The sequence below is a fragment of the Nocardia fodinahabitans genome, from assembly GCF_052983615.1.
In genome coordinates this window covers 917294-938568 of record NZ_JBRJJC010000001.1, presented here as the reverse complement: position 1 = coordinate 938568, position 21275 = coordinate 917294, and the positions used below count along the sequence as shown (strand labels likewise).

Annotated in this window: 19 protein-coding genes and 1 pseudogene; 16 read left to right on the top strand and 4 right to left on the bottom strand. The window is 70.3% G+C overall.

Annotation, left to right across the window (positions count from 1 at the left end):
* Positions 1-4: 4 nt before the first annotated feature.
* Together NV348_RS04515 and NV348_RS04510 are read right to left on the bottom strand one after the other, a co-directional pair.
* Positions 5-442, bottom strand: coding sequence for a ferritin-like domain-containing protein (locus NV348_RS04515; protein WP_447145839.1), 438 nt, complete (start codon positions 440-442; stop codon positions 5-7).
* Positions 439-1239: a hypothetical protein gene (locus NV348_RS04510; protein WP_447145838.1), complete on the bottom strand. Its 801-nt coding sequence runs from the start codon at positions 1237-1239 to the stop codon at positions 439-441. Before NV348_RS04510 ends, NV348_RS04515 begins: the two co-directional genes overlap by 4 nt.
* A gap of 180 nt (positions 1240-1419) precedes the next feature.
* Between NV348_RS04510 and rimP the strand changes: the two genes are divergently transcribed.
* The 7 genes and pseudogenes from rimP (at position 1420) to NV348_RS04475 (ending at position 8428) form a co-directional block, all read left to right on the top strand.
* Positions 1420-2049: a ribosome maturation factor RimP gene (rimP, locus tag NV348_RS04505; protein WP_447145837.1), complete on the top strand. Its 630-nt coding sequence runs from the start codon at positions 1420-1422 to the stop codon at positions 2047-2049.
* Positions 2046-3074 (top strand): transcription termination factor NusA, encoded by a 1029-nt coding sequence (gene nusA / locus NV348_RS04500; protein ID WP_447145836.1) that lies wholly within the window; start codon positions 2046-2048, stop codon positions 3072-3074. The genes rimP and nusA overlap by 4 nt, the downstream gene beginning before the upstream one ends.
* Before the next feature lie 68 nt (positions 3075-3142).
* Positions 3143-3472, top strand: a complete 330-nt coding sequence (locus NV348_RS04495) for a YlxR family protein (protein ID WP_447150936.1) — start codon at positions 3143-3145, stop codon at positions 3470-3472.
* A 109-nt stretch (positions 3473-3581) separates the two neighbouring features.
* Positions 3582-6573: pseudogene (gene infB / locus NV348_RS04490) on the top strand (translation initiation factor IF-2).
* Positions 6574-6666: 93 nt separating this feature from the next.
* Positions 6667-6960, top strand: a complete 294-nt coding sequence (locus NV348_RS04485; protein WP_447150935.1) for a DUF503 domain-containing protein — start codon at positions 6667-6669, stop codon at positions 6958-6960.
* Positions 6961-6974: 14 nt separating this feature from the next.
* Complete coding sequence (rbfA, locus tag NV348_RS04480; RefSeq protein WP_447145835.1) at positions 6975-7424, top strand: 30S ribosome-binding factor RbfA; 450 nt, start codon at positions 6975-6977, stop codon at positions 7422-7424.
* A gap of 5 nt (positions 7425-7429) precedes the next feature.
* Entirely contained in the window at positions 7430-8428 is a 999-nt protein-coding gene (locus NV348_RS04475) for a DHH family phosphoesterase (protein ID WP_447145834.1), read from the top strand.
* 126 nt (positions 8429-8554) lie between these two features.
* Here the strand turns inward: NV348_RS04475 and NV348_RS04470 are convergent, their stop codons facing one another.
* Positions 8555-9733 carry an MFS transporter gene (locus NV348_RS04470; protein WP_447145833.1) on the bottom strand — a complete coding sequence of 393 codons (1179 nt, stop codon included), beginning with the start codon at positions 9731-9733 and terminating at the stop codon, positions 8555-8557.
* Positions 9734-10036: 303 nt separating this feature from the next.
* On the opposite strand from NV348_RS04470, the gene NV348_RS04465 reads away from it, so the two are divergent.
* The 6 genes from NV348_RS04465 (at position 10037) to NV348_RS04440 (ending at position 15830) form a co-directional block, all read left to right on the top strand.
* The gene (locus NV348_RS04465; protein WP_447145832.1) at positions 10037-11380 is read left to right on the top strand and encodes an MATE family efflux transporter; all 1344 of its coding nucleotides are present in this window, start codon (positions 10037-10039) and stop codon (positions 11378-11380) included.
* Positions 11381-11482: 102 nt separating this feature from the next.
* A complete protein-coding gene (locus NV348_RS04460) occupies positions 11483-12607 on the top strand; it encodes a lipase family protein (RefSeq protein ID WP_447145831.1) in 1125 nt (374 codons plus the stop codon).
* Between the two features lie 62 nt (positions 12608-12669).
* Entirely contained in the window at positions 12670-13611 is a 942-nt protein-coding gene (locus NV348_RS04455) for a metallophosphoesterase family protein (protein ID WP_447150934.1), read from the top strand.
* 21 nt (positions 13612-13632) lie between these two features.
* Positions 13633-14304: a 4'-phosphopantetheinyl transferase Npt gene (gene npt, locus NV348_RS04450; RefSeq protein ID WP_447145830.1), complete on the top strand. Its 672-nt coding sequence runs from the start codon at positions 13633-13635 to the stop codon at positions 14302-14304.
* Complete coding sequence (gene truB, locus NV348_RS04445) at positions 14304-15236, top strand: tRNA pseudouridine(55) synthase TruB (RefSeq protein WP_447145829.1); 933 nt, start codon at positions 14304-14306, stop codon at positions 15234-15236. The genes npt and truB overlap by 1 nt, the downstream gene beginning before the upstream one ends.
* A 171-nt stretch (positions 15237-15407) precedes the next feature.
* The gene (locus NV348_RS04440) at positions 15408-15830 is read left to right on the top strand and encodes an EF-hand domain-containing protein (RefSeq protein WP_447145828.1); all 423 of its coding nucleotides are present in this window, start codon (positions 15408-15410) and stop codon (positions 15828-15830) included.
* A 133-nt stretch (positions 15831-15963) separates the two neighbouring features.
* Here NV348_RS04440 and NV348_RS04435 read toward each other — a convergent pair whose 3' ends face one another.
* Complete coding sequence (locus NV348_RS04435) at positions 15964-16731, bottom strand: metal-dependent transcriptional regulator (RefSeq protein ID WP_447145827.1); 768 nt, start codon at positions 16729-16731, stop codon at positions 15964-15966.
* A 69-nt stretch (positions 16732-16800) separates the two neighbouring features.
* Here NV348_RS04435 and NV348_RS04430 point away from each other — a divergent pair, with 69 nt between their 5' ends.
* The 3 genes from NV348_RS04430 to NV348_RS04420 all read left to right on the top strand — a co-directional run bounded on the left by NV348_RS04430 (position 16801) and on the right by NV348_RS04420 (position 20930).
* The gene (locus NV348_RS04430) at positions 16801-17769 is read left to right on the top strand and encodes a bifunctional riboflavin kinase/FAD synthetase (RefSeq protein ID WP_447145826.1); all 969 of its coding nucleotides are present in this window, start codon (positions 16801-16803) and stop codon (positions 17767-17769) included.
* A gap of 127 nt (positions 17770-17896) precedes the next feature.
* The gene (rpsO, locus tag NV348_RS04425; protein ID WP_067492627.1) at positions 17897-18166 is read left to right on the top strand and encodes a 30S ribosomal protein S15; all 270 of its coding nucleotides are present in this window, start codon (positions 17897-17899) and stop codon (positions 18164-18166) included.
* A gap of 493 nt (positions 18167-18659) precedes the next feature.
* Positions 18660-20930 (top strand): polyribonucleotide nucleotidyltransferase, encoded by a 2271-nt coding sequence (locus tag NV348_RS04420; RefSeq protein WP_447145825.1) that lies wholly within the window; start codon positions 18660-18662, stop codon positions 20928-20930.
* Positions 20931-21275: the final 345 nt, after the last annotated feature.

Genomic DNA, 21275 nt, shown 5'->3' with positions numbered 1-21275 from the left:
GTGACTACACCGCCGCGCGACCGGGGAAGGTCGTGGTGACCGGGTTCGCGCCCAGGATCGCCTGCCAGCGTGCCCGGCGCAGGGCGGACTCGGTGAGCGCCTCCGTCGCGGTGGCTCGCACGTCGGCGTCGGCGGCCTGTTCGACGACGGCGTACCATGCTGCGGCGCAATCGGATTCGACCGCGACCGCCAGGCGCGCCGCGGGGATCGGATCGTCGACCGGGAACGGCGGGGTGTAGGCGGCGCCCGCCGCCTCGGGAGCGGTGCCGCCGGCTTCCAGCAGTTCGATGGTGGCGTCGCGCCGGGCCCGGTGCGCGGCGCTGAACTCGGCGACCGTGCGCGCCCGGTCGGCATTGGCGTAGGCGGCGATCACCCCGTAGGAGTAGACGGCGGCGTACTCGCTGTCGAGCGCGCGCTGCAGCGCCTGACGTTGCTCGGTCATGTCAGCAGGACTCCCGCCTGGGTGGCACAGGCCGCGCTGATCGAGGCCAACAGGCCTGCGCGGTAACCGGATTCGGTGCGGGCCAGCGCGGCGGCGGACTGCTGCGAGCGGACCAGCTGATCGCGCAGCTGCGCGATCGTCAGCGGCTGCGTGGCGTTCGCCACGGTCGAGGCGGGCACGAGGCCGCCGTCGGGGCCTGGCACGGTGATCTCACCGGTGCGGTGCACCGGGGTGGTGCCGTCGCCGTAGACGCCGATCACCCGGTCGATCTCGGTGCGCAGGGCGTCGGCGTGCGCGCCGCGCTCGGTCGCGATCGTGGTCAGCGCCGCCTGTGACTGGGGCGCCAGGGTGATGGCGGCCTGGGCGGCCGCGGCGTCGGCGCGCGCCAGAACCTCTTGCGCGGCAAGCAGATCTGGGGCGTGCACGGTGTCGTCCTCGGCGCAGGCGGCGAGCGCGGTGAGCGTCGGGAGGCCGATGGCGGTCGTACCGACGAGCCGCAGCACCGACCGGCGGCGCCAGCCACCCGGCGCGGCCGGGGACTGCGGGTGCGCCGCGGTGGTGTGCCGGTGCGGCACCGGCCGGTGGGCGGCCGGGGCGGTCGGGCACGCGGCGGCCGAATGCCGGTGTGCCGGTGCGGCCGACGCCGGCGGCGTCGATGCGGAGGGGGTGGACGGTCCGGAATACTGCGGGACGACCGGGCCGGACGAGTCGCTCGTCAGCGGGCGGGATTCGTGCCGGTCGGAGCGCATGCCGGAAGGTCGCCCGGCGCTCGGCGGGGCGGTATGGCGGAAGGGCACGTACCCATCGTGCCAGATCCGCGCACCATGGCCCGCCCGCGCCGCGACACGGGGAGGCACGCCGGGCGGACCGGTGCGCGACGCCCGGTGGCTGGTCCTTTACACTCTCGGAGCGCGTTACGCTAGACCTTCGGCGTAGAAATTTCCGATCGCGTCACAACTGAACCAGGAGCCGCCCATATGCCGATGCCCACCGAGGAAAGGGTGAGCCAGCTCGTCGCTGAGCTCGTCGCACGCCGGGGATTCGACCTCGAGGGCGTAGCGATCGCGTCTGCGGGCAAAGACGAATTGGCGCCGGTTCGGTTGAAGGTCACCGTCGACAGCGACGGTCCGGCCGATCTGGACGCGATCGCCGAGCTCAGCCGGGAGATGTCCGAGCTGCTCGACGAAGCGGGCGATTTCGGCGAATCCGCCTATCTGCTCGAAGTGACCACCCCGGGCGTGGACCGCCCGCTGACCGCCGAGCGGCACTGGCGCCGCGCTCAGGGACGCAAGGTGAAGGTCGCGCTGCGCGACGGCGCCGAGCCGATTGAGGGCAAGGCCCGCTTCGAAGCGCGCGCCGGCCTGCTCGCCGGCGACGGCACCGTGGCGCTGGTCCTCGGCGGCAAGAACAAGCCGCACCGGGTGCACGTGCCGCTCGCCGACATCGCCTCCGCGGTGGTCCAGGTCGAGTTCAACGCACCGGGCGCCGCCGAACTCGAACTCGCCGGCGGGATCGCCGCGGGCCGCCCGGTACCGGGCGAAGAACCCGCCGACCTCGCCGCCGCAGGACAACACAGTGACTCTCCCACCGAAGGGGTTGCGGAATGAATATTGAAATCGAAGCCTTGCGGGCGATCGTCGCCGACAAGGGCATCTCGATCGAGACCGTGATCTCGGCGATCGAGTCGGCGCTGCTCACCGCCTACCGGCACACCGAGGGCCATCAGCCCAACGCGCGCATCGACATCAACCAGAAGACCGGCGTGGTCCGGGTGATGGCGCGCGAGCTCGACGCCGACGGCAACCTCGTCTCCGAATGGGACGACACCCCCGAGGGTTTCGGCCGGATCGCGGCGACCACCGCCCGCCAGGTCGTGCTGCAGCGGCTGCGCGACGCCGAGAACGAGAAGTCCTTCGGCGAGTTCGCCACCCACGAGGGCGACATCGTCGGCGGTGTCGTCCAGCGCGACGCCAGGGCCAACGCCCGCGGCATCGTGGTGGTGCGGATCGGCAGCGAGGCCAACGGCGCCGAGGGCCTGATCCCGCCCGCCGAGCAGGTGCCGGGGGAGACCTACGAGCACGGCGACCGGATCAAGTGCTACGTCTACGGCGTCTCCCGTGGCCCCCGTGGCCCGCAGATCCAGCTCTCGCGCACGCACCCGAATCTGGTGCGCAGGCTGTTCTCGCTCGAGGTGCCCGAGATCGCCGACGGCTCGGTGGAGATCGTCGCGGTGGCCCGCGAGTCGGGGCACCGCTCCAAGATCGCCGTGCGGTCCACCGTGCCCGGCGTGAACGCCAAGGGCGCGTGCATCGGCCCGATGGGCCAGCGCGTGCGCAACGTGATGAGCGAGCTGGCGGGCGAGAAGATCGATATCATCGACTACGCCGAGGATCCGGCGACGTTCGTCGGCAACGCGCTCTCGCCGTCGAAGGTGGTTTCGGTCACCGTCGTCGATCCGGAAGCCAGGGCGGCCCGGGTGATCGTGCCGGACTTCCAGCTGTCGCTGGCGATCGGCAAGGAGGGCCAGAATGCCCGCCTGGCCGCCCGCCTGACCGGCTGGCGCATCGATATCCGCAGCGACGCGGCTCCGGAGCAGGGCGATTCCGCCCGGCCGGAGGCGCACCGTAGTTGACGAAAACGCGGGAATCCCGACCCTCGGATGACATGTTCGTAACTTCGGAAGGGGAGGGGTTCGTCGTTATGACCGGGTCACCGGTAGAGTGGGTGGAAGACCGGCCCGCGCAATCCGTTCGAACCTGTATCGGATGCCGTCAGCGCGAGCCGTCTGCCGACCTGTTGCGGATCGTGGCGCAGCATCGGGACACCGGCTCTGCCGGGGCTCCTGCTGTTGCGATCGTTCCCGATCCGCGGCGCAGACTTCCCGGACGGGGTGCCTGGCTGCACCCCGTTTCAGCTTGTCTGCGTTCCGCAGAGCGGCGCCGAGCATTCGGCAGAGCCCTACGAGTGTCCGGAAATCTGGATATCTCAGCCCTGGAGCAGTACCTCGAGAACAGGCACGAGCACTCATGAGCACACCGTGAAGCACCAACGATGAACGTCCATCGGAGATAACCCGAGGTCGTGCGGGCCGCCGTCCCCTTACACGGTGGCGCTGCTCGGCCTCTCAGTGAGGAGAGCAGTGGCAGGCAAGGCCCGCGTGCACGAGTTGGCCAAAGAACTCGGTGTCACGTCCAAAGAACTACTCGCGAAGCTCAAGGAGCAAGGCGAGTTCGTGAAGTCGGCGTCCTCGACGGTGGAAGCACCCGTCGCTCGTCGTCTGCGCGAATCGCTCGCGTCGAAGTCCGCCCCGGCGGGCGACGCGAAGCCGGCGGCCCGTCCCGGTCCGTCCCAGGCGGCCCGTCCGGGCGCCAAGCCCACCCCCGGTGGCGGCCCCCGTCCCGGTCCGCGTCCGGCCCCGGCGGCACCCGCCGCCCCGGCCCCCGCGGCTCCGGTGGCTCCGGCCGCCGAATCGGCTCCGGTCGAGGCCAAGCTTGGCTCCGGCCGCTCGGCCTGCCCCGGCCGCCGCACAGTCGGCGCCCGCCGCGAAGCCGGCCGGTGCCCCCGCGCCCGGTCCGCGTCCGGCCCCCGGCGCACCGCGTCCGGGTCAGCCCGCCGCCGGTCAGGCCCGTCCGGGTCAGCCCGCACCGGGTGCTCCGGCCCCGCGTCCGGCCGGTCCCGGCCCGAAGCCCGGCCCGAAGACTCCGCGCGTCGGCAACAACCCGTTCAGCTCCGCCCCGGATCGTGAGCGTCCGGCGCCGCGTCCCGCCCCGCAGGGCGGCCCGCGACCGACTCCGGGTCAGGGCGGTCCCCGTCCGGCTCCCGGTCAGGGTGGTCCGCGTCCGGCTCCGGGTCAGGGCGGTCCCCGTCCCGGCCAGGGTCAGGGTGGTCCGCGTCCGGCCGCCGCGCAGGGCGGTGCCCCGCGTCCCGGTGGCCCGCGCCCCAACCCGGGCTCGATGCCGCCGCGTCCGAACCCCGGTGCCATGCCCCAGCGCTCCGCGCGTCCGGGTCCGGCGGCCGGTGGCCGTCCGGGTCGTCCGGGTGGCGCTCCCGGTGGCGGCGCAGGTCGTCCCGGTGGCGGCGGTGGCGGCTACCGCGGTGGCGGTGGCGGTGCCCCCGGTGCAGGTCAGGGTGCCGGTGCACCCGCGGCCGGTGGTTTCCGTGGTCGTCCCGGTGGCGGCGGCGGTCGTCCGGGTGGTCCCGGTGGCCGTGGTGGCGCGGCCGGTGCGTTCGGTCGTCCCGGTGGCGCTCCGCGTCGTGGCCGTAAGTCGAAGCGGGCGAAGCGCGCCGAATACGAGAACATGCAGGCGCCCGCCGTCGGTGGCGTGCGGCTGCCTCGCGGCAACGGCGAGATCATCCGTCTCGCCCGTGGCGCGTCGCTGTCGGACTTCGCCGAGAAGATCGACGCGAACCCGGCTGCCCTCGTGCAGGCGCTGTTCAACCTCGGCGAGATGGTCACCGCGACCCAGTCGGTGAACGACGAGACCCTCGAGCTGCTCGGCGGCGAGATGAACTACGTCGTCCACGTCGTCAGCCCCGAGGACGAGGACCGCGAGCTGCTGGAATCGTTCGATCTCACCTACGGCGAGGACGCCGGCGGCGAGGACGACCTCGAGCAGCGTCCGCCGGTCGTGACCGTCATGGGTCACGTCGACCACGGTAAGACCCGACTGCTGGACACGATCCGTAAGGCCAACGTCCGTGAGGGCGAGGCCGGTGGCATCACCCAGCACATCGGTGCCTACCAGGTGCTGACGAACCTGAACGACGAAGAGCGCCTGATCACCTTCATCGACACCCCGGGTCACGAGGCGTTCACCGCCATGCGTGCCCGTGGTGCGAAGGCCACCGACATCGCGATCCTCGTGGTCGCGGCCGACGACGGCGTCATGCCGCAGACGGTGGAAGCGATCAACCACGCCCAGGCGGCCGACGTGCCGATCGTGGTGGCGGTCAACAAGATCGACAAGGAAGGCGCGAACCCGGACAAGATCCGGCAGCAGCTGACCGAGTACGGCCTGGTGACCGAGGAATACGGTGGCGACACCATGTTCGTCGACATCTCGGCCAAGCAGGGCACCAACATCGACGCGCTGCTGGAAGCGGTCCTGCTGACCGCCGACGCCTCGCTCGACCTGCGGGCCAACCCGGACATGGACGCCCAGGGTGTCGCCATCGAGGCGCACCTCGACCGCGGCCGTGGCCCCGTGGCCACCGTGCTCATCCAGCGCGGCACGCTGCGCGTCGGTGACTCGATCGTGGCGGGCGACGCCTACGGTCGCGTGCGCCGCATGGTCGACGAGCACGGCGACGACGTCGAGGCGGCCCTGCCGTCGCGGCCCGTCCAGGTCATCGGTTTCACCTCGGTGCCCGGCGCAGGCGACAACCTGCTCGTGGTCGACGAGGACCGGATCGCTCGCCAGATCGCCGACCGCCGCAATGCGCGCAAGCGCAACGCACTGGCCGCGCGCAGCCGCAAGCGGATCAGCCTGGAAGATCTGGATGCCGCCCTGAAGGAGACTTCGGAGCTCAACCTGATCCTCAAGGGCGACAACTCCGGTACGGTCGAGGCCCTCGAAGAGGCCCTGCTCGGCATCGAGATCGACGACGAGGTGCGTCTGCGCGTCATCGACCGCGGTGTCGGTGGCGTCACCGAGACCAACGTCAACCTGGCGTCGGCCTCGAACGCGATCATCATCGGCTTCAACGTCCGTGCGGAGGGCAAGGCCACCGAGCTGGCCAACCGCGAGGGCGTCGACATCCGGTACTACTCGGTGATCTACCAGGCCATCGACGAGATCGAGAAGGCCCTCAAGGGCATGCTCAAGCCGATCTACGAAGAGGTCGAGCTGGGCCGGGCGGAGATCCGCGCGATCTTCCGTTCGTCGAAGGTCGGCAACATCGCCGGCTGCATGGTCCTGTCGGGTTCGGTCAAGCGCAACGCCAAGGCGCGCCTGATCCGCGACGGCCGAGTGGTCGCCGAGACGATGACCATCTCCTCGCTCAAGCGGGAGAAGGACGACGCCACCGAGGTCCGCGAAGGTTTCGAGTGCGGTATGACCGTGACCTACAACGACATCAAGGACGGCGACATCATCGAGGCGTACGAGCTGCGCGAGAAGCCGCGCGACTGATCACGCACACCGTTCCACACGCCGCATCCGACACCTCGGGTGCGGCGTGTGGTCATGCGGGCAATCCATCCATCTACCAGGAGGTGAGCACCGCTGTACATCGGTGCGCTCGAATTCGATCTACTGCTCGGTGACGTGCACTCGCTCAAGGAGAAGCGGTCGGTGATCCGCCCGATTCTCGCCGAGTTGCAGAAGCGCTTCGCCGTGAACGCCGCCGAGGCGGGCGACCAGGACCTCCACCGCCGGGCACTGCTCGGTGTGGCCATGGTCAGTGCGGAGACGGAGCACCTGAACGAGGTGCTCGACAAGTGTGAGCGGCACGTCGCCGCCCGTCCGGAGATAGAGTTGCTGGCAGTACGCCGCCGGATCTTCGGACCCGAAGACTAGAGGGAGGTATCGCCATGGTGGATCAAGCCAGGGCACGCCGACTCGCCAAGCGGATTTCCGCGATCGTGGCCACCGCGATCGAGTACGAGATCAAGGATCCGCGGCTGCGGTTCGTCACCGTCACCGATGCCAAGGTGACCGGCGATCTGCGCGAGGCAACGGTGTTCTACACGGTGATGGGCGAGACGCTCGACACCGAACCCGACTACACGGCCGCGGCCGCCGGTCTGGACGCGGCCAAGGGCGTGCTGCGGTCCAAGGTGGGTGCGGGCACCGGGGTGAAGTTCACCCCGATCCTGTCGTTCACGCTGGACAAGGTGCCCGACGCGGCCCGCGAGATGGAGGAGCTGCTGGCCCGGGCTCGTGCCATCGACGACGAGGTCGCCAAGGTCGCGGCCAATGCCACGCACGCCGGTGAGGCCGACCCGTACAAGTCCGATCGCGACGACGACGGCGACGAGTAACCCCGATGACCAGCGTCCGTGACGCGACCGTGCCGGCCGCCGCCGTCGCCGCCCTGGCGACGGCGCGTTCGGTGACGGTGCTGTGTCACGTGCAGCCCGATGCCGACACCATCGGCAGCGGGCTCGCGCTGGCACTGGCGCTGGAGCGCAAGGGCGTGCCGGTAGTGGTGTCCTTCGCCGAACCCGCCGACCTGCCCGCCTCGCTGCGGACGCTGCCCGGCGGGCATCTGTTGGTGGCGCCCGCCGAGGTACCGCTCGAGGTCGACCTGCTGGTCGTCGTCGATTGCGGTGCGCGCAGCAGGCTCGGGGTGCTCGCCGACCGGCTGGCCGGGGCGAGGACCACGCTGGTCATCGATCATCACCGGGCCAACGACGGGTTCGGCACCGTCGACCTGATCGACGAGTCGGCGGCCTCGACCACCGAGCTCGTCACCCGTCTGCTCGACGCGTGGGGCATCCCGATCGATGCCGCCATCGCGCACTGCCTGTTCGCGGGCCTGGTCACCGACACCGGCTCGTTCCGCTGGGCCAGGACCGGCAGCCATGCCATGGCCGAACGGCTGCTGGCCACCGGAATCGACGGCGCCGAGATCACCCGCGTCCTGCTCGACACCCACCCCTACGCGTGGTTGCCGATGCTGTCGAAGGTGCTGTCCACAGCGGTGGTCGTCCCCTCGGCCGCCGGGGTGGGGCTGGTCTACGCGCTGGTACGCGCCGCCGACACCCACGACGTGGGCCCCGAGGAGGTGGAGAGCGTCATCGACGTCGTCCGCACCACCGCGGAGGCCGGGATCGCCGCCGTCTTCAAGGAGGCCCGCGGCCAGAACGACCGCTGGACCGTCTCCCTGCGCTCCCGCGATTCCGCGCCCGGCGCCGCCGACGGGGTGGATGTCGCCGCGATCGCCGGTAAATTCGGCGGCGGTGGACATCGCTTCGCGGCGGGGTACACCACCTACGGCAACGCCACCGACGTAGTGCGGGCGTTGGTCACCGCCCTCGACTGAGCAGGTCTTCCTCCTCGGTTTCAGCCGGCTCCGGGCACGCCCCACAAGATAGGACCCGGCTGAGCTGGTGACTGCCCAGCCGGACCACGATTCGGTCGGCCTGTAGCCCGGCCGACACCGGGGCTGTCAGCCGACCGGGACGGGGTCGCGGCGTAGCCGCACTACGAGCGGTACGCCCAGCAGCGTTGCGGCGGCGCACAATCCGAATGCCAGTGCCGGTCGGTCGACGAGCAGCCCGGTGGCCCCGGCGACGACCAGGCCGCCGAGATTGCCGGTCATCCAGATGAGCCCGGCTGCGGTGCCCTCGGCCACCCCGGTGTGGCGTTCGGTCATGGTGAGCACGATCGGCAGCGCGGGGAGCAGGGTGAGACCGATCAGGACGAAGGCCAGGAATCCGGTGGCGAGTCCGGGCGCCACGGCGACGAGCAGACAGGCGAGACCGCTGGCCGTGAGACCCACCATGACCGCGGGCAGTTCGGCTCCGCGCCGCAGCACCGCCACCGGCACCACCGCGCACCCGATGACCCCGGCCACGACATTGATCAGCAGCACGATGCTCGCGGCGTCGGCGCTGACCCCGGCGGGTTCGAGCAGCGCCTGACCGTAGGTGGCCAGGGCGACGAAGGTGCCGAACGGGAAGAAGACCGCCGCGCACAGCCGGCGGATGTACGGGTCACGCAGGGTCGTGCGCAGCGCGGCCAGCGGTTCACCCGCCGGACGCAATGGTTCCGCGCCCGCCGCGACCTGCCCCGGCCGCAGCAATTCGACGGTGAGCAGCAGCGCCGCCACACTGGCGAACCCGGCACCGAGGGCGGTCAGCGTCCACAGCTGGCTCTCGGCGGGGAAGATCGCGCCGAGCACGAAGGCCGCGGCCATCCCGGCGAAGGTGCTGGCGGTGCCGACCGCGATCCCGGTCGGGCGGTTCTTCTCGGCCAGGTAGTGCCCGGCGACGCCGGTGATCGCATTGAGCACCAGCGGCTGGGCGATGGCCACGATCGTCTGACCGAGCAGTGCCATCGCGAAGCTGTCGTGCAGCAACCGCAGGTCGGCGCCGATCGCGGTGAGCACCGCGCCCGCGATCAGGGCCGGCCGGAACCAGCGGTCGAGCAGGATGCCCGCCGGGATCGCCAGCACCACGTACAGCAGCGGGAACATGTTGGCCAGCCAGCCGACCGCCGACTCCGACACCCCGAAATGGTGCGCGGCCACCGTGGTGACCGGCGCGTAGTTGAGCCACACGATCTGGGTCGCCGCGCCCACGAGGGCGAACGCCATGATCACGCGCCACCGCTGTACAAACGCCATGGTTGCTGTCCTGAGAGCTCGGGGCGAACCGGATCGGTCCGCTGACTGGGCGAGTGACCAGTATTGCCGTTGGCGGCGGGTGCCGCGACATTTACCAGGGAAATCGCCGTCATCGTCCGGCTCCCCACCGGCCGTCGTCCGGTTCGGCATTCCACCCGGTCGGTGGGTCGGCGCCTGTCCGGGTCTGTACCCCGCCCGACGATGGATCGGCGCCCGTCGCGGCGTGCGATCGCGGCTTCGCGGGTGTGCGAGCATCGGTGTCGTGCGTCGGATCGGGCGCCATCGACGGGGAGGCGGAGGCTGATGTCCACGGTTGATCCGGACGCCGAGGTGGGGCCGCGGCGGATTCTCGGGATCGCGTTGCCCACGCTCGGCGTGCTCGTGGCCGAACCGCTGTATCTGCTGTTCGACATGGCGATCGTCGGCAGGCTCGGGGCGCTGGCCCTGGCCGGGCTCGCGGTCGGCGGGGTGATCGTGGGGTCGGTCAGCACCCAGCTCACCTTCCTGTCGTACGGCACCACCGCGCGGGCGGCGCGACGGCACGGCTCGGGGGACCGGGCGGGCGCGGTTGCGGAGGGGGTGCAGGCGAGCTGGGTGGGCGCGGCGATCGGGGTGCTCATCCTGGTGGTGGTGCAGTTGTTCGCCGGGCCACTGTGCGCGGCGATCGCCGGTGGCGGCGAGATCGCCGACGAGGCACTGCGCTGGGTGCGAATCGCCCTGTTCGGTGTGCCGCTGATCTTGCTGTCGATGGCGGGCAACGGCTGGATGCGCGGGGTACAGGACGTGCGCCGCCCGCTGATGTTCGTGGTGGCGGGATTGGCGCTGTCGGCCGTGCTGTGTCCGGTGCTGGTGTACGGGCTGCTCGGGGCGCCGCGCCTGGAGCTGGCGGGGTCGGCGGTGGCCAATGTGATCGGCCAGCTGGTTTCCGGTGGCCTGTTCGGCGCCGCGCTGCTGCGTGAACGGGTCTCGCTGCGTCCGCACCCCGCCGTGATGCGGGCGCAGCTGGTCCTCGGCCGCGATCTCATCGTGCGCAGCCTGTCGTTCCAGGCGTGCTTCATCTCCGCGGCCGCGGTCGCCGCCCGCTTCGGCGCCGCCTCGGTCGCCGCCCACCAGCTGGTGCTGCAACTGTGGAATTTCCTGGCGCTGACCCTGGATTCGCTGGCCATCGCGGCCCAGACCCTCGTCGGCGCGGCACTCGGCGCGGACAACGTACGGGGCGCCAAAGGCATCGCCCGCCGGGTCACCGGCTGGTCGGAGATCTTCGCCCTGGTGCTGGCCGGCGTCTTCGCCGCGGGCGCGGGGGTGATCCCGCTGCTGTTCACCGACGATGCCCAGGTCCTCGATCGCACCCACGTCATCTGGTGGTTCTTCGTCGCCATGATCCCGGTGGCCGGTGCCGTCTTCGCCCTCGACGGAGTCCTGCTCGGCGCGGGCGATGCCGCCTTCCTGCGCACCGCCACGCTGGTCGCCGCCCTGGTCGGCTTCCTTCCGCTGATCTGGCTGTCCCTGGTCTTCGACTGGGGCGTCGCGGGTATCTGGTCCGGCCTGGTCGCGTTCATGCTCCTGCGCCTGGTCGCCGTCGTCGCCCGCGCCCGCTCCGGCCGCTGGGCCCGCGTCGGCGCCGATATCCCGTCCGGGGCCGCCTAGAGAGTGGCGCTCGTCACAGCGATGCCTCGGTCGGCGATGTCGCACTACCGTCGGACCGGAGGGCTTCGAACCGATGATGGAGGCGAAGTAGTGCGTGGCGTGATGTCGAGGAGTCTCCGATCGGCGGTCGCTACCGCGGTCCTGCTCACCGGGCTCGGAATCGGGATTCCCACGGCCCACGCGGCTCCCGACGGGGCGGGAGCGCTGCTCGGGCACATCGATCAGCCCGCGGGCTGGGGTGACTGGTCGCGCGCGGCGATCGTGGACTATCGCACCGAGGGGCCGACCGGCGGACTGATCAACGGCGCCGGTCTCGTGCTGTTGCCGAGCTCGCCACCGCCCGCCGGCGGCTACCCGATCGTGGCGTGGGACCACGGCACCAGCGGTCTCGGTCCGCAGTGCGGCATCACGACGAACAAGGCGGTCCATGAGCGACCGCTGCTGCAATCGTTCCTCGATCGCGGGTGGGCCGTGGTCGCGCCGGACTATCTCGGGCTGTCCGTCGGTTCCGACACCGTGCACCCCTACCTGCACACCCGCACCGAGGCGACGGCGACGATCGACCTCGTCCGGGCCGCCCGCGCGGCGGAGCCGGGACTCTCGGCCACCTGGGCGGTGGTCGGCGGGTCGCAGGGTGGTCACGCGGCGCTGGCCACCGGCAATCTCGCGGGAGACTACGCGCCGGAACTGGACTTCCGGGGCACCGTCGCGCTGGCGCCGGAATCCAATTTCGAGCAGATCCTGTCCCGGCTCGACCCGCGAGTGCCGAATCTGCCGATCGTGGACGAGCTGGTCGGCCCGTTCGCGGGAATCCTCGCCGGGCTGCGCGCCACCCGTCCCGATCTGGATGTGAACGGCCTGCTCAGCTCGCGCGGACGGGAGGTCGTCGACACGATCGCCACCAGCTGCGTCGACGACTTCGGCGCGGTGGTCGACGGCGCGTCGATCGGTGCGCTGCTGGCGCGCCCGGTGGACGCCGACGGCATCGGCGCGGCGTTGCGTGACTACATGGTGGTCCCCACCGTCGGCTACCGGCAGCCGATCCTGATCGTCCACGGTGCCGCCGACACGGTGGTCCCGCTGCCGATGACCTACACGCTGCTCGCGCAGATGCGGACCTCGGGAACCGCGGTGGAGTTCGGCCAGTACCCCGGCGGACACCCCGAGATCGACGACCAGGCGCGGCCCCAGGTGCTGTCCTTCGTCGACGGCTTGTTCCGCCGCTGACTCGGCGCGGGTAAGGCGCCGGTTCGCGGGTGTGTCACTGTGGACAGGTGATTCCGAAGTTGATGGCGGTCAGTGATGTGCACGTGGGGCATCAGGGCAACAAGCCGGTGGTCGAGCAGATCCATCCGGATTCGCCGGAGGACTGGCTGATCGTCGCCGGTGACGTGGGCGAGAAGGCCGAAGAGGTCCGCTGGGCGCTGGAGCTGCTGCGTGGCCGGTTCGCGAAGGTCATCTGGGTGCCGGGCAATCACGAGCTCTGGACGACGCCCAAGGACCCGGTGCAGATGCACGGCGCCGCGCGCTACGACTACCTGGTCTCGATGTGCCGTGACCTCGATGTGGTGACCCCGGAGGATCCGTTCCCGGTGTGGACCGGCTCGGGCGCCGAGCGGTACGGCGGCCGCGTCACCATCGCGCCGATGTTCCTGCTCTACGACTACTCCTGGCTGCCCGCGGGCACGACCACCAAGGCGCAGGGCCTGGCCGTCGCGCGGGAACGCAATGTCGTCGCGACCGACGAGTTCCTGCTGACCCCCGACCCGTACCTCACCCGCGACGCCTGGTGCCACGCCCGCGTGCAGTACACCCAGCGCCGCCTCGACGCGCTGGGCCCCGACGCCCCGGTGGTGCTGGTCAACCACTTCCCGCTGGTCCGCCAGCCCACCGACATCCTGTTCTACCCCGAGTTCTCGATGTGGTGCGGCACCGATCTCACCGCCGACTGGCACACCAGCTACAACGTGGTCTGCTCGGTCTACGGCCACCTGCACATCCCGCGCACCACGTACTACGACGGAGTCCGCTTCGAGGAGGTCTCCCTCGGCTACCCCCGCGAGTGGAAGCGCCGTGGCATGCCCGAGCCCCTGCTGCGCCAGATCCTGCCCGAGCCGGTCTACGCCGACGGCGCTCTCAACCCCTGGGGCGGCCACTTCGCCGTCACCCCGGAAATGGAAGCGGCCGCGGCCGAGATGCGCGCCAAGGCCGACCGCCGACGCGGCATCTGACCACTACTAGGCTGGGACTCGATGATTGACAACATTCTGCCCTCGGGCGTCGCCGCCGCCGAGTTGCTGGCGTACCCGGAGGACCTGAAGGCGCATCCCGCCGAGGAGCACCTCATCGCCAAGTCGGTCGAGAAGCGTCGGCGTGACTTCATCGGTGCCCGCCACTGTGCCCGCCTCGCGCTCGAGCAGCTGGGTGAGCCGCCGGTGGCCATCGGCAAGGGGGAGCGGGGCATGCCGTTGTTCCCGCGCGGTGTGGTCGGCAGCCTGACCCACTGCGACGGCTACCGCGCCGCGGCGATGGCGCACGCGTTGCGGTTCCGCTCGGTCGGCATCGACGCCGAACCGCACGGCGCGCTGCCCGAGGGCGTGCTCGACTCGGTCAGTCTGCCCGCCGAGCGGGACTGGCTGGCCACCGCGCCCGCCGACGGCCTGCACCTGGACCGCCTGCTGTTCTGCGCGAAGGAGGCCACCTACAAGGCCTGGTTCCCGCTGACCCTGCGCTGGCTCGGTTTCGAGGACGCGCACATCAGTTTCGAGATCGATTCCCGCACCGCCGATTCCGGCGCGGGCACCTTCCACACGCAGCTGCTCGTGCCCGGGACGACGAACGACGGCGGCGCCCCGCTGACCTCGTTCGACGGCCGCTGGATGATCGCCGACGGGCTGATCCTGACCGCGATCGCGCACGGCTGATGGCCGCGCGCACCCCCGCGGTCGACCAGCTCGGCGGCCTGGTCATCGTCGACAAGGACGGCGGCTGGACCAGCCACGATGTCGTCGCGCGCAGTCGGAAGCTGTTGCGCACCAAGAAGGTCGGGCACGCGGGCACCCTCGATCCGATGGCCACCGGCGTGCTCGTGCTCGGCGTGGAACGGGCGACCAAACTGCTCGGTCAGCTGATCCTCACCACCAAGGCCTACACCGCGACCATCCGGCTCGGCCAGGCCACGATCACCGATGACGCCGAGGGCGAGGTCACCACGACCACTCCCGCGCTGCACGTCACCGATGCCGCGATCGCCGCCGGTGTCGCGGCGCTGACCGGCGACATCGAGCAGGTCCCGGCCACGGTGAGCGCCATCAAGGTCGACGGCGAACGCGCCTACGCCCGCGCCCGCGCCGGGGAGGACGTGCAGCTCGCCGCCCGTCCGGTGACGGTGTCGCGCTTCGACATCCTGGCCCGCCGCGATGTCGCCGACGGCGAATTCGTCGACCTGGACGTGGAAGTCGAGTGCTCCTCGGGCACCTACATCCGTGCCCTGGCCCGCGATCTCGGCGCCGCCCTCGGCGTCGGCGGTCACCTGACGGCCCTGCGCCGCACCAGGGTCGGCCCGTTCACGCTCGAACACGCGCGCACCCTGGAGCAGCTGGCCGCCGCAGCGGCGGCCGAAGAGCCGCTGCTCAGTCTCGATATCGACACCGCGGTACGCACGGCGTTCCCGCACCGCGACATCGACGAGACCCAGGCGAACGACCTGCGCAACGGCCGCTGGCTCGAACCGATCGGGATCAGGGGCGTGTACGCGGCCATCGATCCGTCGGGCCGCGCCATCGCGCTGCTCGAGGAGAGCGGCAAGCGCGCTGCCTCGGTCATGGTGGTCCGTCCCCAGGGCATCGGCGACTGACGCGGAAAGCCGGGCGCCGCATCATCACCGGCGTCCCGGTGTCCGCGCCGTGGCCGACGTTCGGGCGCAGGTGTCCCGGCCGGGCTCGCCGGACCTCGTCGCTTCCGCCTACGTAGAGTGGCGGTGACGGTCGGCGTGCGGATGTCGCCGATCGCGGGGAAGGGCTAAGCGATGAGTACAGAGCCGGTCGACACGTTCACGCTGTGGGACCGCGACGGGGACGGGCTGGTGTCGGTCGACGACATCGCCGCCGGAATCCGTTCCGCCGGTATCGAGGTCGACCGCGCGGCGATCGAACGCCTGGTCGCCGCCGCCGACACCAACGGCGACTTCCTGGTCTCGCGTGCCGAATTCGACGCCGCCGTGGTCGCGGGCCGCATCGAGGTGACCGACGCCGACGCGGCGTTCCGGGTCTTCGACATCAACGGCGACGGGCGGATCTCGGTGAGCGAACTGGATTCGCTGATCCGCCATGTCGGCGGCGGCCGCATCGAGGAACCGGCCGCGGACCTGCTCGCGGCCGCCGATCAGAACGGCGACGGCTACCTCTCGCTCGCGGAATTCCGTGTGCTGCTGGACTTCCTGTCCCGCTGAGCTCGCCGTCGCGATATCAGGACCACCGGACGGTGGTTAGCACCACAGCCGCCCCTCGCGATAGCCAGGACGAATAGCTCTCGGCTTCGAAGGGGTGGGCCATGGCCGCACAGCGGAGGGCCGGTAACCGGAGCTAGGCCGTCAACCAGATGGCCTCGGCGGCAAGGGTGCCCAGTTCGGTCGGGGTCTCGGCGGCGGCGATGCGGACCGCGATGGTGCCGGCGAAATCGCGTCGCTCCTCGACCGCGATGACGGTGTCGAGGGCGATGCCGACCGAGTCGAAGTAGCGCAGCATCGCGGGGTCGGAGTCGGAGATGCGGGCGACGCGGCCGGATTCGCCCGCGGCGAAGTCGGACAGGCGGCGGGCCGGGGGAGTGGGGACCGCGCCGTCGACCGACGGGATGGGGTCGCCGTGCGGATCGCGGTCGGGATGGCCGAGTTTGGCGTCGATGCGCGACATCAGCAGTTCCGAGACCGCGTGCTCGAGCACCTCGGCCTCGTCGTGCACCTCGTCCCAGCCGTACCCGAGCTCGTTCACCAGGAACGTCTCGATCAGCCGGTGCCTGCGCACCATGGCGACGGCGGCGCGACGGCCGTGGTCGGTGAGGGTGATCGAGCCGTAGCGGGCGTGCTCGACCAGACCCTGATCGGCGAGCTTGCGCACCGCCTCCGACACCGTCGAGGCCGACACGCCGATCCGCTCGGCGAGCAGCTTGGTCGAGACCTTCTCCTGTGACCACTCCTGCGCGGTCCAGATGACCTTCAGGTAGTCCTGCGCTACCGCGGACAACTCGGGCGCGAGCGTCGCGGTGGCAGCGAGTTCGGCCTGTTCACCGGGCGGTGTCGACGCTCGGCGGGTAGCGACATCTCGTTTACCTGGCACATCATTGATGTTAGGCATCCCTGGCCCGAATGACACATCGGCGGACCGGCACGGCGTCGGTGAATAACGTTGCGTAGGCTTCGCTCTGTGCAGAGATGGCGAAGTCTCGACGATGTGCCCGCGGACTGGGGGCGCTGCGTCCTCACGATCGGCGTGTTCGACGGCGTGCATCGCGGGCACGCGCAGCTGATCAGCCGCGCGGTGGCCGCGGCGAAGAAGCGTGATGTTCCCTCGGTTCTGATGACCTTCGATCCGCATCCGATGGAAGTGGTCCGGCCGGGTTCCCATCCCGCGCAGCTCACCACCCTGACCCGGCGGGCCGAGCTCGCCGAGGAACTGGGGATCGACGTGTTCTGCGTGATGCCGTTCACCCAGGACTTCATGCAGCTCACCCCGGCCGGGTACGTGCACGATCTGCTGGTCGAGCGGCTGCACGTCACCGAGGTCGTCGTCGGCGACAACTTCACCTTCGGCAAGAAGGCGGCAGGCACCGTCGACACGATGCGCGAGCTGGGCGCCCGCTTCGGCTTCGAGGTCGACGGCGTCACCCTGCTCGGCGAGCACGCCGTCACCTTCTCCTCCACCTACATCCGCGCCTGCGTCGACGCGGGCGACATGGTGGCCGCCGCCGAGGCACTGGGCCGTCCGCATCGTGTCGAAGGTGTCGTCGTGCACGGTGACGGCCGCGGTCGCGGGCTCGGCTTCCCGACGGCCAACGTCGCGCCGCCGATGCACGCGGCGATCCCCGCCGACGGCGTGTACGCGGGCTGGTTCACCGTGCTCGGCCCCGGCCCGACCATCGGCACCGTCGAACCCGGCGAGCGGGCGATGGCCGCCATCTCGGTCGGCACCAACCCCACCTTCTCCGGCCGTTCACGCACCGTGGAGGCGTTCGTCCTCGACGGCGAGGCCGATCTGTACGGCCAGCACGTCGCGGTCGACTTCGTCGAGCAGCTGCGCGGGATGCGCAAGTTCGACACCATCGACGACCTGGTCGAGGCCATGGGCCGGGACGTCGAGAACGCGCGCAAGGTGCTCACCGCCGCCGACGCCTGAGGCCGGTTCGGCCCGCGAAGACGCCCTCCGGTACAGTCGACCCTCGGGTTTGCTGCGGTCCGCGGTGGCGCCCACCCCGGGTAACCGGACTTTCGAGCGCGGAACTGAGAATAGGAGTCGATGCCCCATGGCGCTGACCACTGAGCAGAAGTCGGCCATTCTGGCCGAGTACGGCCTGCACGAGAAGGACACCGGCTCGCCGGAGGCGCAGATCGCGCTGCTGTCGAAGCGGATCTCGGACCTGACCGAGCACCTGAAGCAGCACAAGCACGATCACCACACCCGGCACGGCCTGCTGGCCCTGATCGGTCGTCGTCGCCGCCTGTCGAAGTACCTGCAGGCCAAGGACATCAACCGCTACCGTTCGCTCATCGAGCGTCTCGGCCTGCGTCGGTAACATTGGAAGCTGGTGCCGCGGGTTTTCGGCCTCGTGACCCCGGATCCGAGGGGCGATACTGCGCCTTCGGCGGTACGTCTCGCCCCTCGGATCCGGGGCGGCCGAAAACGTGGGGGGTAGTTCGAAGGACACGCCTTCGCCAGGAGGCGGTCGGCGAGTAGCCAATGGGAAGAAGTACACTTCTTCTCGTTGGCTATTCGTGTATTCGGGACCATCGGGTTTCCGCGTGCACTACAACATGTGACAGCCGTGTGCATCCGTCCGCGTGGCGTCGGTCTTCGGTAGTGGCCTTTCGGTAGGCGTTTTTCCCGCCGCCGTCGGGCTTCGATCGATGACCGCCTCCGCGTCGCCGCTTCCAAGGGGATCCGGCCGGGTGCTGCGCGTGGCAGCCAGGAGGGTTTCCACGTGTCCGTGTCCGGTACGGCTGACGAATAGCTGGTTCGCGCCCACATGGTGCTGCGCTCCGGCGAGACGAGAGGTCGAGAGAAGAAAAATGACGCAGACAACTGAACGTACTTCGACTGCGGTCGAGGTCGAGCCCGGTGTTTTCGAGTCGGTCGCGCTGATCGACAACGGTAGCTTCGGCACCCGCACCATCCGCTTCGAGACGGGCCGTCTGGCCAAGCAGGCCGCCGGATCCGTCGTCGCCTACCTGGACGACGAGACCATGCTGCTGTCGGCGACCACCGCCGGCAAGCACCCCAAGGACCAGTTCGACTTCTTCCCGCTGACGGTCGACGTCGAAGAGCGCATGTACGCCGCGGGCCGCATCCCCGGCTCGTTCTTCCGTCGTGAGGGCCGCCCCTCCACCGACGCGATCCTGACCTGCCGCCTGATCGACCGTCCGCTGCGCCCGTCGTTCGTCGACGGCCTGCGCAACGAGATCCAGGTCGTGGTCACCGTGCTGAGCCTGGACCCGCAGGATCTCTACGACGTGGTGGCCATCAACGCCGCCTCGGCATCCACCCAGATCTCCGGCCTGCCGTTCTCCGGCCCGGTCGGCGGCGTGCGCGTGGCCCTGATCGGTGACCAGTGGGTCGCGTTCCCGACGGTGGAGCAGCTCGAGGGCGCCGTGTTCGACATGGTCGTCGCGGGCCGCGTCACCGACACCGGTGACGTCGCCATCATGATGGTCGAGGCCGAGGCCACCGACAAGGTCATCGCCCTGATCGAGGACGGCGCCCAGGCGCCCACCGAGGCCGTCGTGGCCGAGGGCCTCGAGGCCGCCAAGCCGTTCATCGCCCGCCTGTGCCGCGCGCAGTCGGACCTGGCGACCCTGGCCGCCAAGCCCACCGAGGAGTTCCCGCTCTTCCCGCCGTACGCCGCCGACGTGTTCGAGGCCGTCGAGGGCACCGCCAAGCGTGAGCTGAACGAGGCGCTGAGCATCGCCGACAAGCAGGCCCGCGAGGCCAAGATCGACGAGATCAAGCTGGAGGTGCTCTCGCGTCTGGGCGAGGACTTCACCGGTCGCGAGAAGGAACTGGGCGCGGCGTTCCGCTCGGTCACCAAGAAGCTGGTGCGTCAGCGCATCCTCACCGACGGCTTCCGCATCGACGGCCGTGGTCTGGCCGACATCCGCGCGCTGTCCGCCGAGGTCGCCGTGATCCCGCGCGCCCACGGTTCGGCGCTGTTCGAGCGTGGCGAGACCCAGATCATGGGCGTCACCACCCTGGACATGGTGAAGATGGCCCAGCAGGTCGACTCGCTCGGCCCGGAGACCACCAAGCGCTACATGCACCACTACAACTTCCCGCCGTTCTCCACCGGTGAGACCGGCCGCGTCGGTTCGCCGAAGCGTCGCGAGATCGGCCACGGCGCGCTCGCCGAGCGTGCGCTGATGCCGGTGCTGCCCTCGCAGGAGGAGTTCCCCTACGCCATCCGTCAGGTCTCGGAGGCGCTGGGCTCCAACGGCTCCACCTCGATGGGCTCGGTGTGTGCCTCGACCCTGTCGCTGCTGAACGCCGGTGTGCCGCTGAAGGCGCCGGTCGCCGGTATCGCCATGGGCCTGGTGTCGGACACCGTCACCAACGACAAGGGTGAGGACGAGGTCCGCTACGTCGCGCTGACCGACATCCTCGGCGCCGAGGATGCCTTCGGCGACATGGACTTCAAGGTTGCCGGTACCCGTGACTTCGTCACCGCCCTGCAGCTGGACACCAAGCTCGACGGCATCCCCTCGCAGGTGCTGGCCGGCGCGCTGAACCAGGCGCACGACGCCCGCACCACCATCCTGGACGTGATGGCCGAGGCCATCGCCACCCCGGACGAGATGAGCCCGTACGCCCCGCGCGTCACCGCCATCAAGATCCCGGTCGACAAGATCGGCGAGGTCATCGGGCCCAAGGGCAAGATGATCAACCAGATCACCGAGGAGACCGGCGCCAACATCTCCATCGAGGACGACGGCACCGTGTTCGTCGGTGCGACCGACGGGCCGTCGGCGCAGGCCGCGATCGACGCGATCAACGCGATCGCGAACCCGCAGCTGCCGAAGGTCGGCGAGCGTTTCCTGGGCACGGTCGTCAAGACCACCGCCTTCGGCGCGTTCGTCTCGCTGCTGCCCGGCCGTGACGGCCTGGTGCACATCTCCAAGCTGGGCAACGGCAAGCGCGTCGCCAAGGTCGAGGACGTGGTCAACGTCGGCGACAAGCTGCGCGTGGAGATCGCCGATATCGACAACCGCGGCAAGATCTCGCTGATCCCCGTCGAGGACGAGGCCCCGGCCGCCGAGGCAGCCCCGGCCGAGGACACCGCCGCGGAGTAAGCGCGCCGGTAGCTTCACCGACTACCGAAACCCCTCGCCGTCTCGCACGGCGGGGGGTTTCGTCGTGTCCGGGGACGAATCGATCCCGGAAAAGTGGTGTGAATCACTGCAATGCAACGTTGATGCAACGTTGTTTCACATAGTGTTGCCCGACACAGTGCGAACCTGTGCCGACAGCCGCCACATCGCCCGCGCCGGGCGATCGGGCGAGAGCTGTCCCCTCGGCGTATGCGGTCGAATTGCTGGACCGTTCTCAGCGCCCGAATCCGCGCCTCCGGGTCGAGATTTTGACGGAATCTGGTCCGGTTTATTATCGGACCGAATACGCTTCTCTCGTCTGCGGGC

Coding starts and splice junctions, on each gene's coding strand:
- truB (WP_447145829.1), top strand. CDS start 14,304: ATGGCCGCGCGCACCCCCGCGGTCGACCAGCTCGGCGGCCTGGTCATC.
- NV348_RS04420 (WP_447145825.1), top strand. CDS start 18,660: ATGACGCAGACAACTGAACGTACTTCGACTGCGGTCGAGGTCGAGCCC.
- NV348_RS04495 (WP_447150936.1), top strand. CDS start 3,143: ATGACCGGGTCACCGGTAGAGTGGGTGGAAGACCGGCCCGCGCAATCC.
- NV348_RS04470 (WP_447145833.1), bottom strand. CDS start 9,733: ATGGCGTTTGTACAGCGGTGGCGCGTGATCATGGCGTTCGCCCTCGTG.
- NV348_RS04455 (WP_447150934.1), top strand. CDS start 12,670: ATGGCGGTCAGTGATGTGCACGTGGGGCATCAGGGCAACAAGCCGGTG.
- NV348_RS04460 (WP_447145831.1), top strand. CDS start 11,483: ATGTCGAGGAGTCTCCGATCGGCGGTCGCTACCGCGGTCCTGCTCACC.
- NV348_RS04475 (WP_447145834.1), top strand. CDS start 7,430: ATGACCAGCGTCCGTGACGCGACCGTGCCGGCCGCCGCCGTCGCCGCC.
- rbfA (WP_447145835.1), top strand. CDS start 6,975: ATGGTGGATCAAGCCAGGGCACGCCGACTCGCCAAGCGGATTTCCGCG.
- nusA (WP_447145836.1), top strand. CDS start 2,046: ATGAATATTGAAATCGAAGCCTTGCGGGCGATCGTCGCCGACAAGGGC.
- npt (WP_447145830.1), top strand. CDS start 13,633: ATGATTGACAACATTCTGCCCTCGGGCGTCGCCGCCGCCGAGTTGCTG.
- rpsO (WP_067492627.1), top strand. CDS start 17,897: ATGGCGCTGACCACTGAGCAGAAGTCGGCCATTCTGGCCGAGTACGGC.
- NV348_RS04515 (WP_447145839.1), bottom strand. CDS start 442: ATGACCGAGCAACGTCAGGCGCTGCAGCGCGCGCTCGACAGCGAGTAC.
- NV348_RS04435 (WP_447145827.1), bottom strand. CDS start 16,731: ATGCCTAACATCAATGATGTGCCAGGTAAACGAGATGTCGCTACCCGC.
- NV348_RS04440 (WP_447145828.1), top strand. CDS start 15,408: ATGAGTACAGAGCCGGTCGACACGTTCACGCTGTGGGACCGCGACGGG.
- NV348_RS04465 (WP_447145832.1), top strand. CDS start 10,037: ATGTCCACGGTTGATCCGGACGCCGAGGTGGGGCCGCGGCGGATTCTC.
- rimP (WP_447145837.1), top strand. CDS start 1,420: ATGCCGATGCCCACCGAGGAAAGGGTGAGCCAGCTCGTCGCTGAGCTC.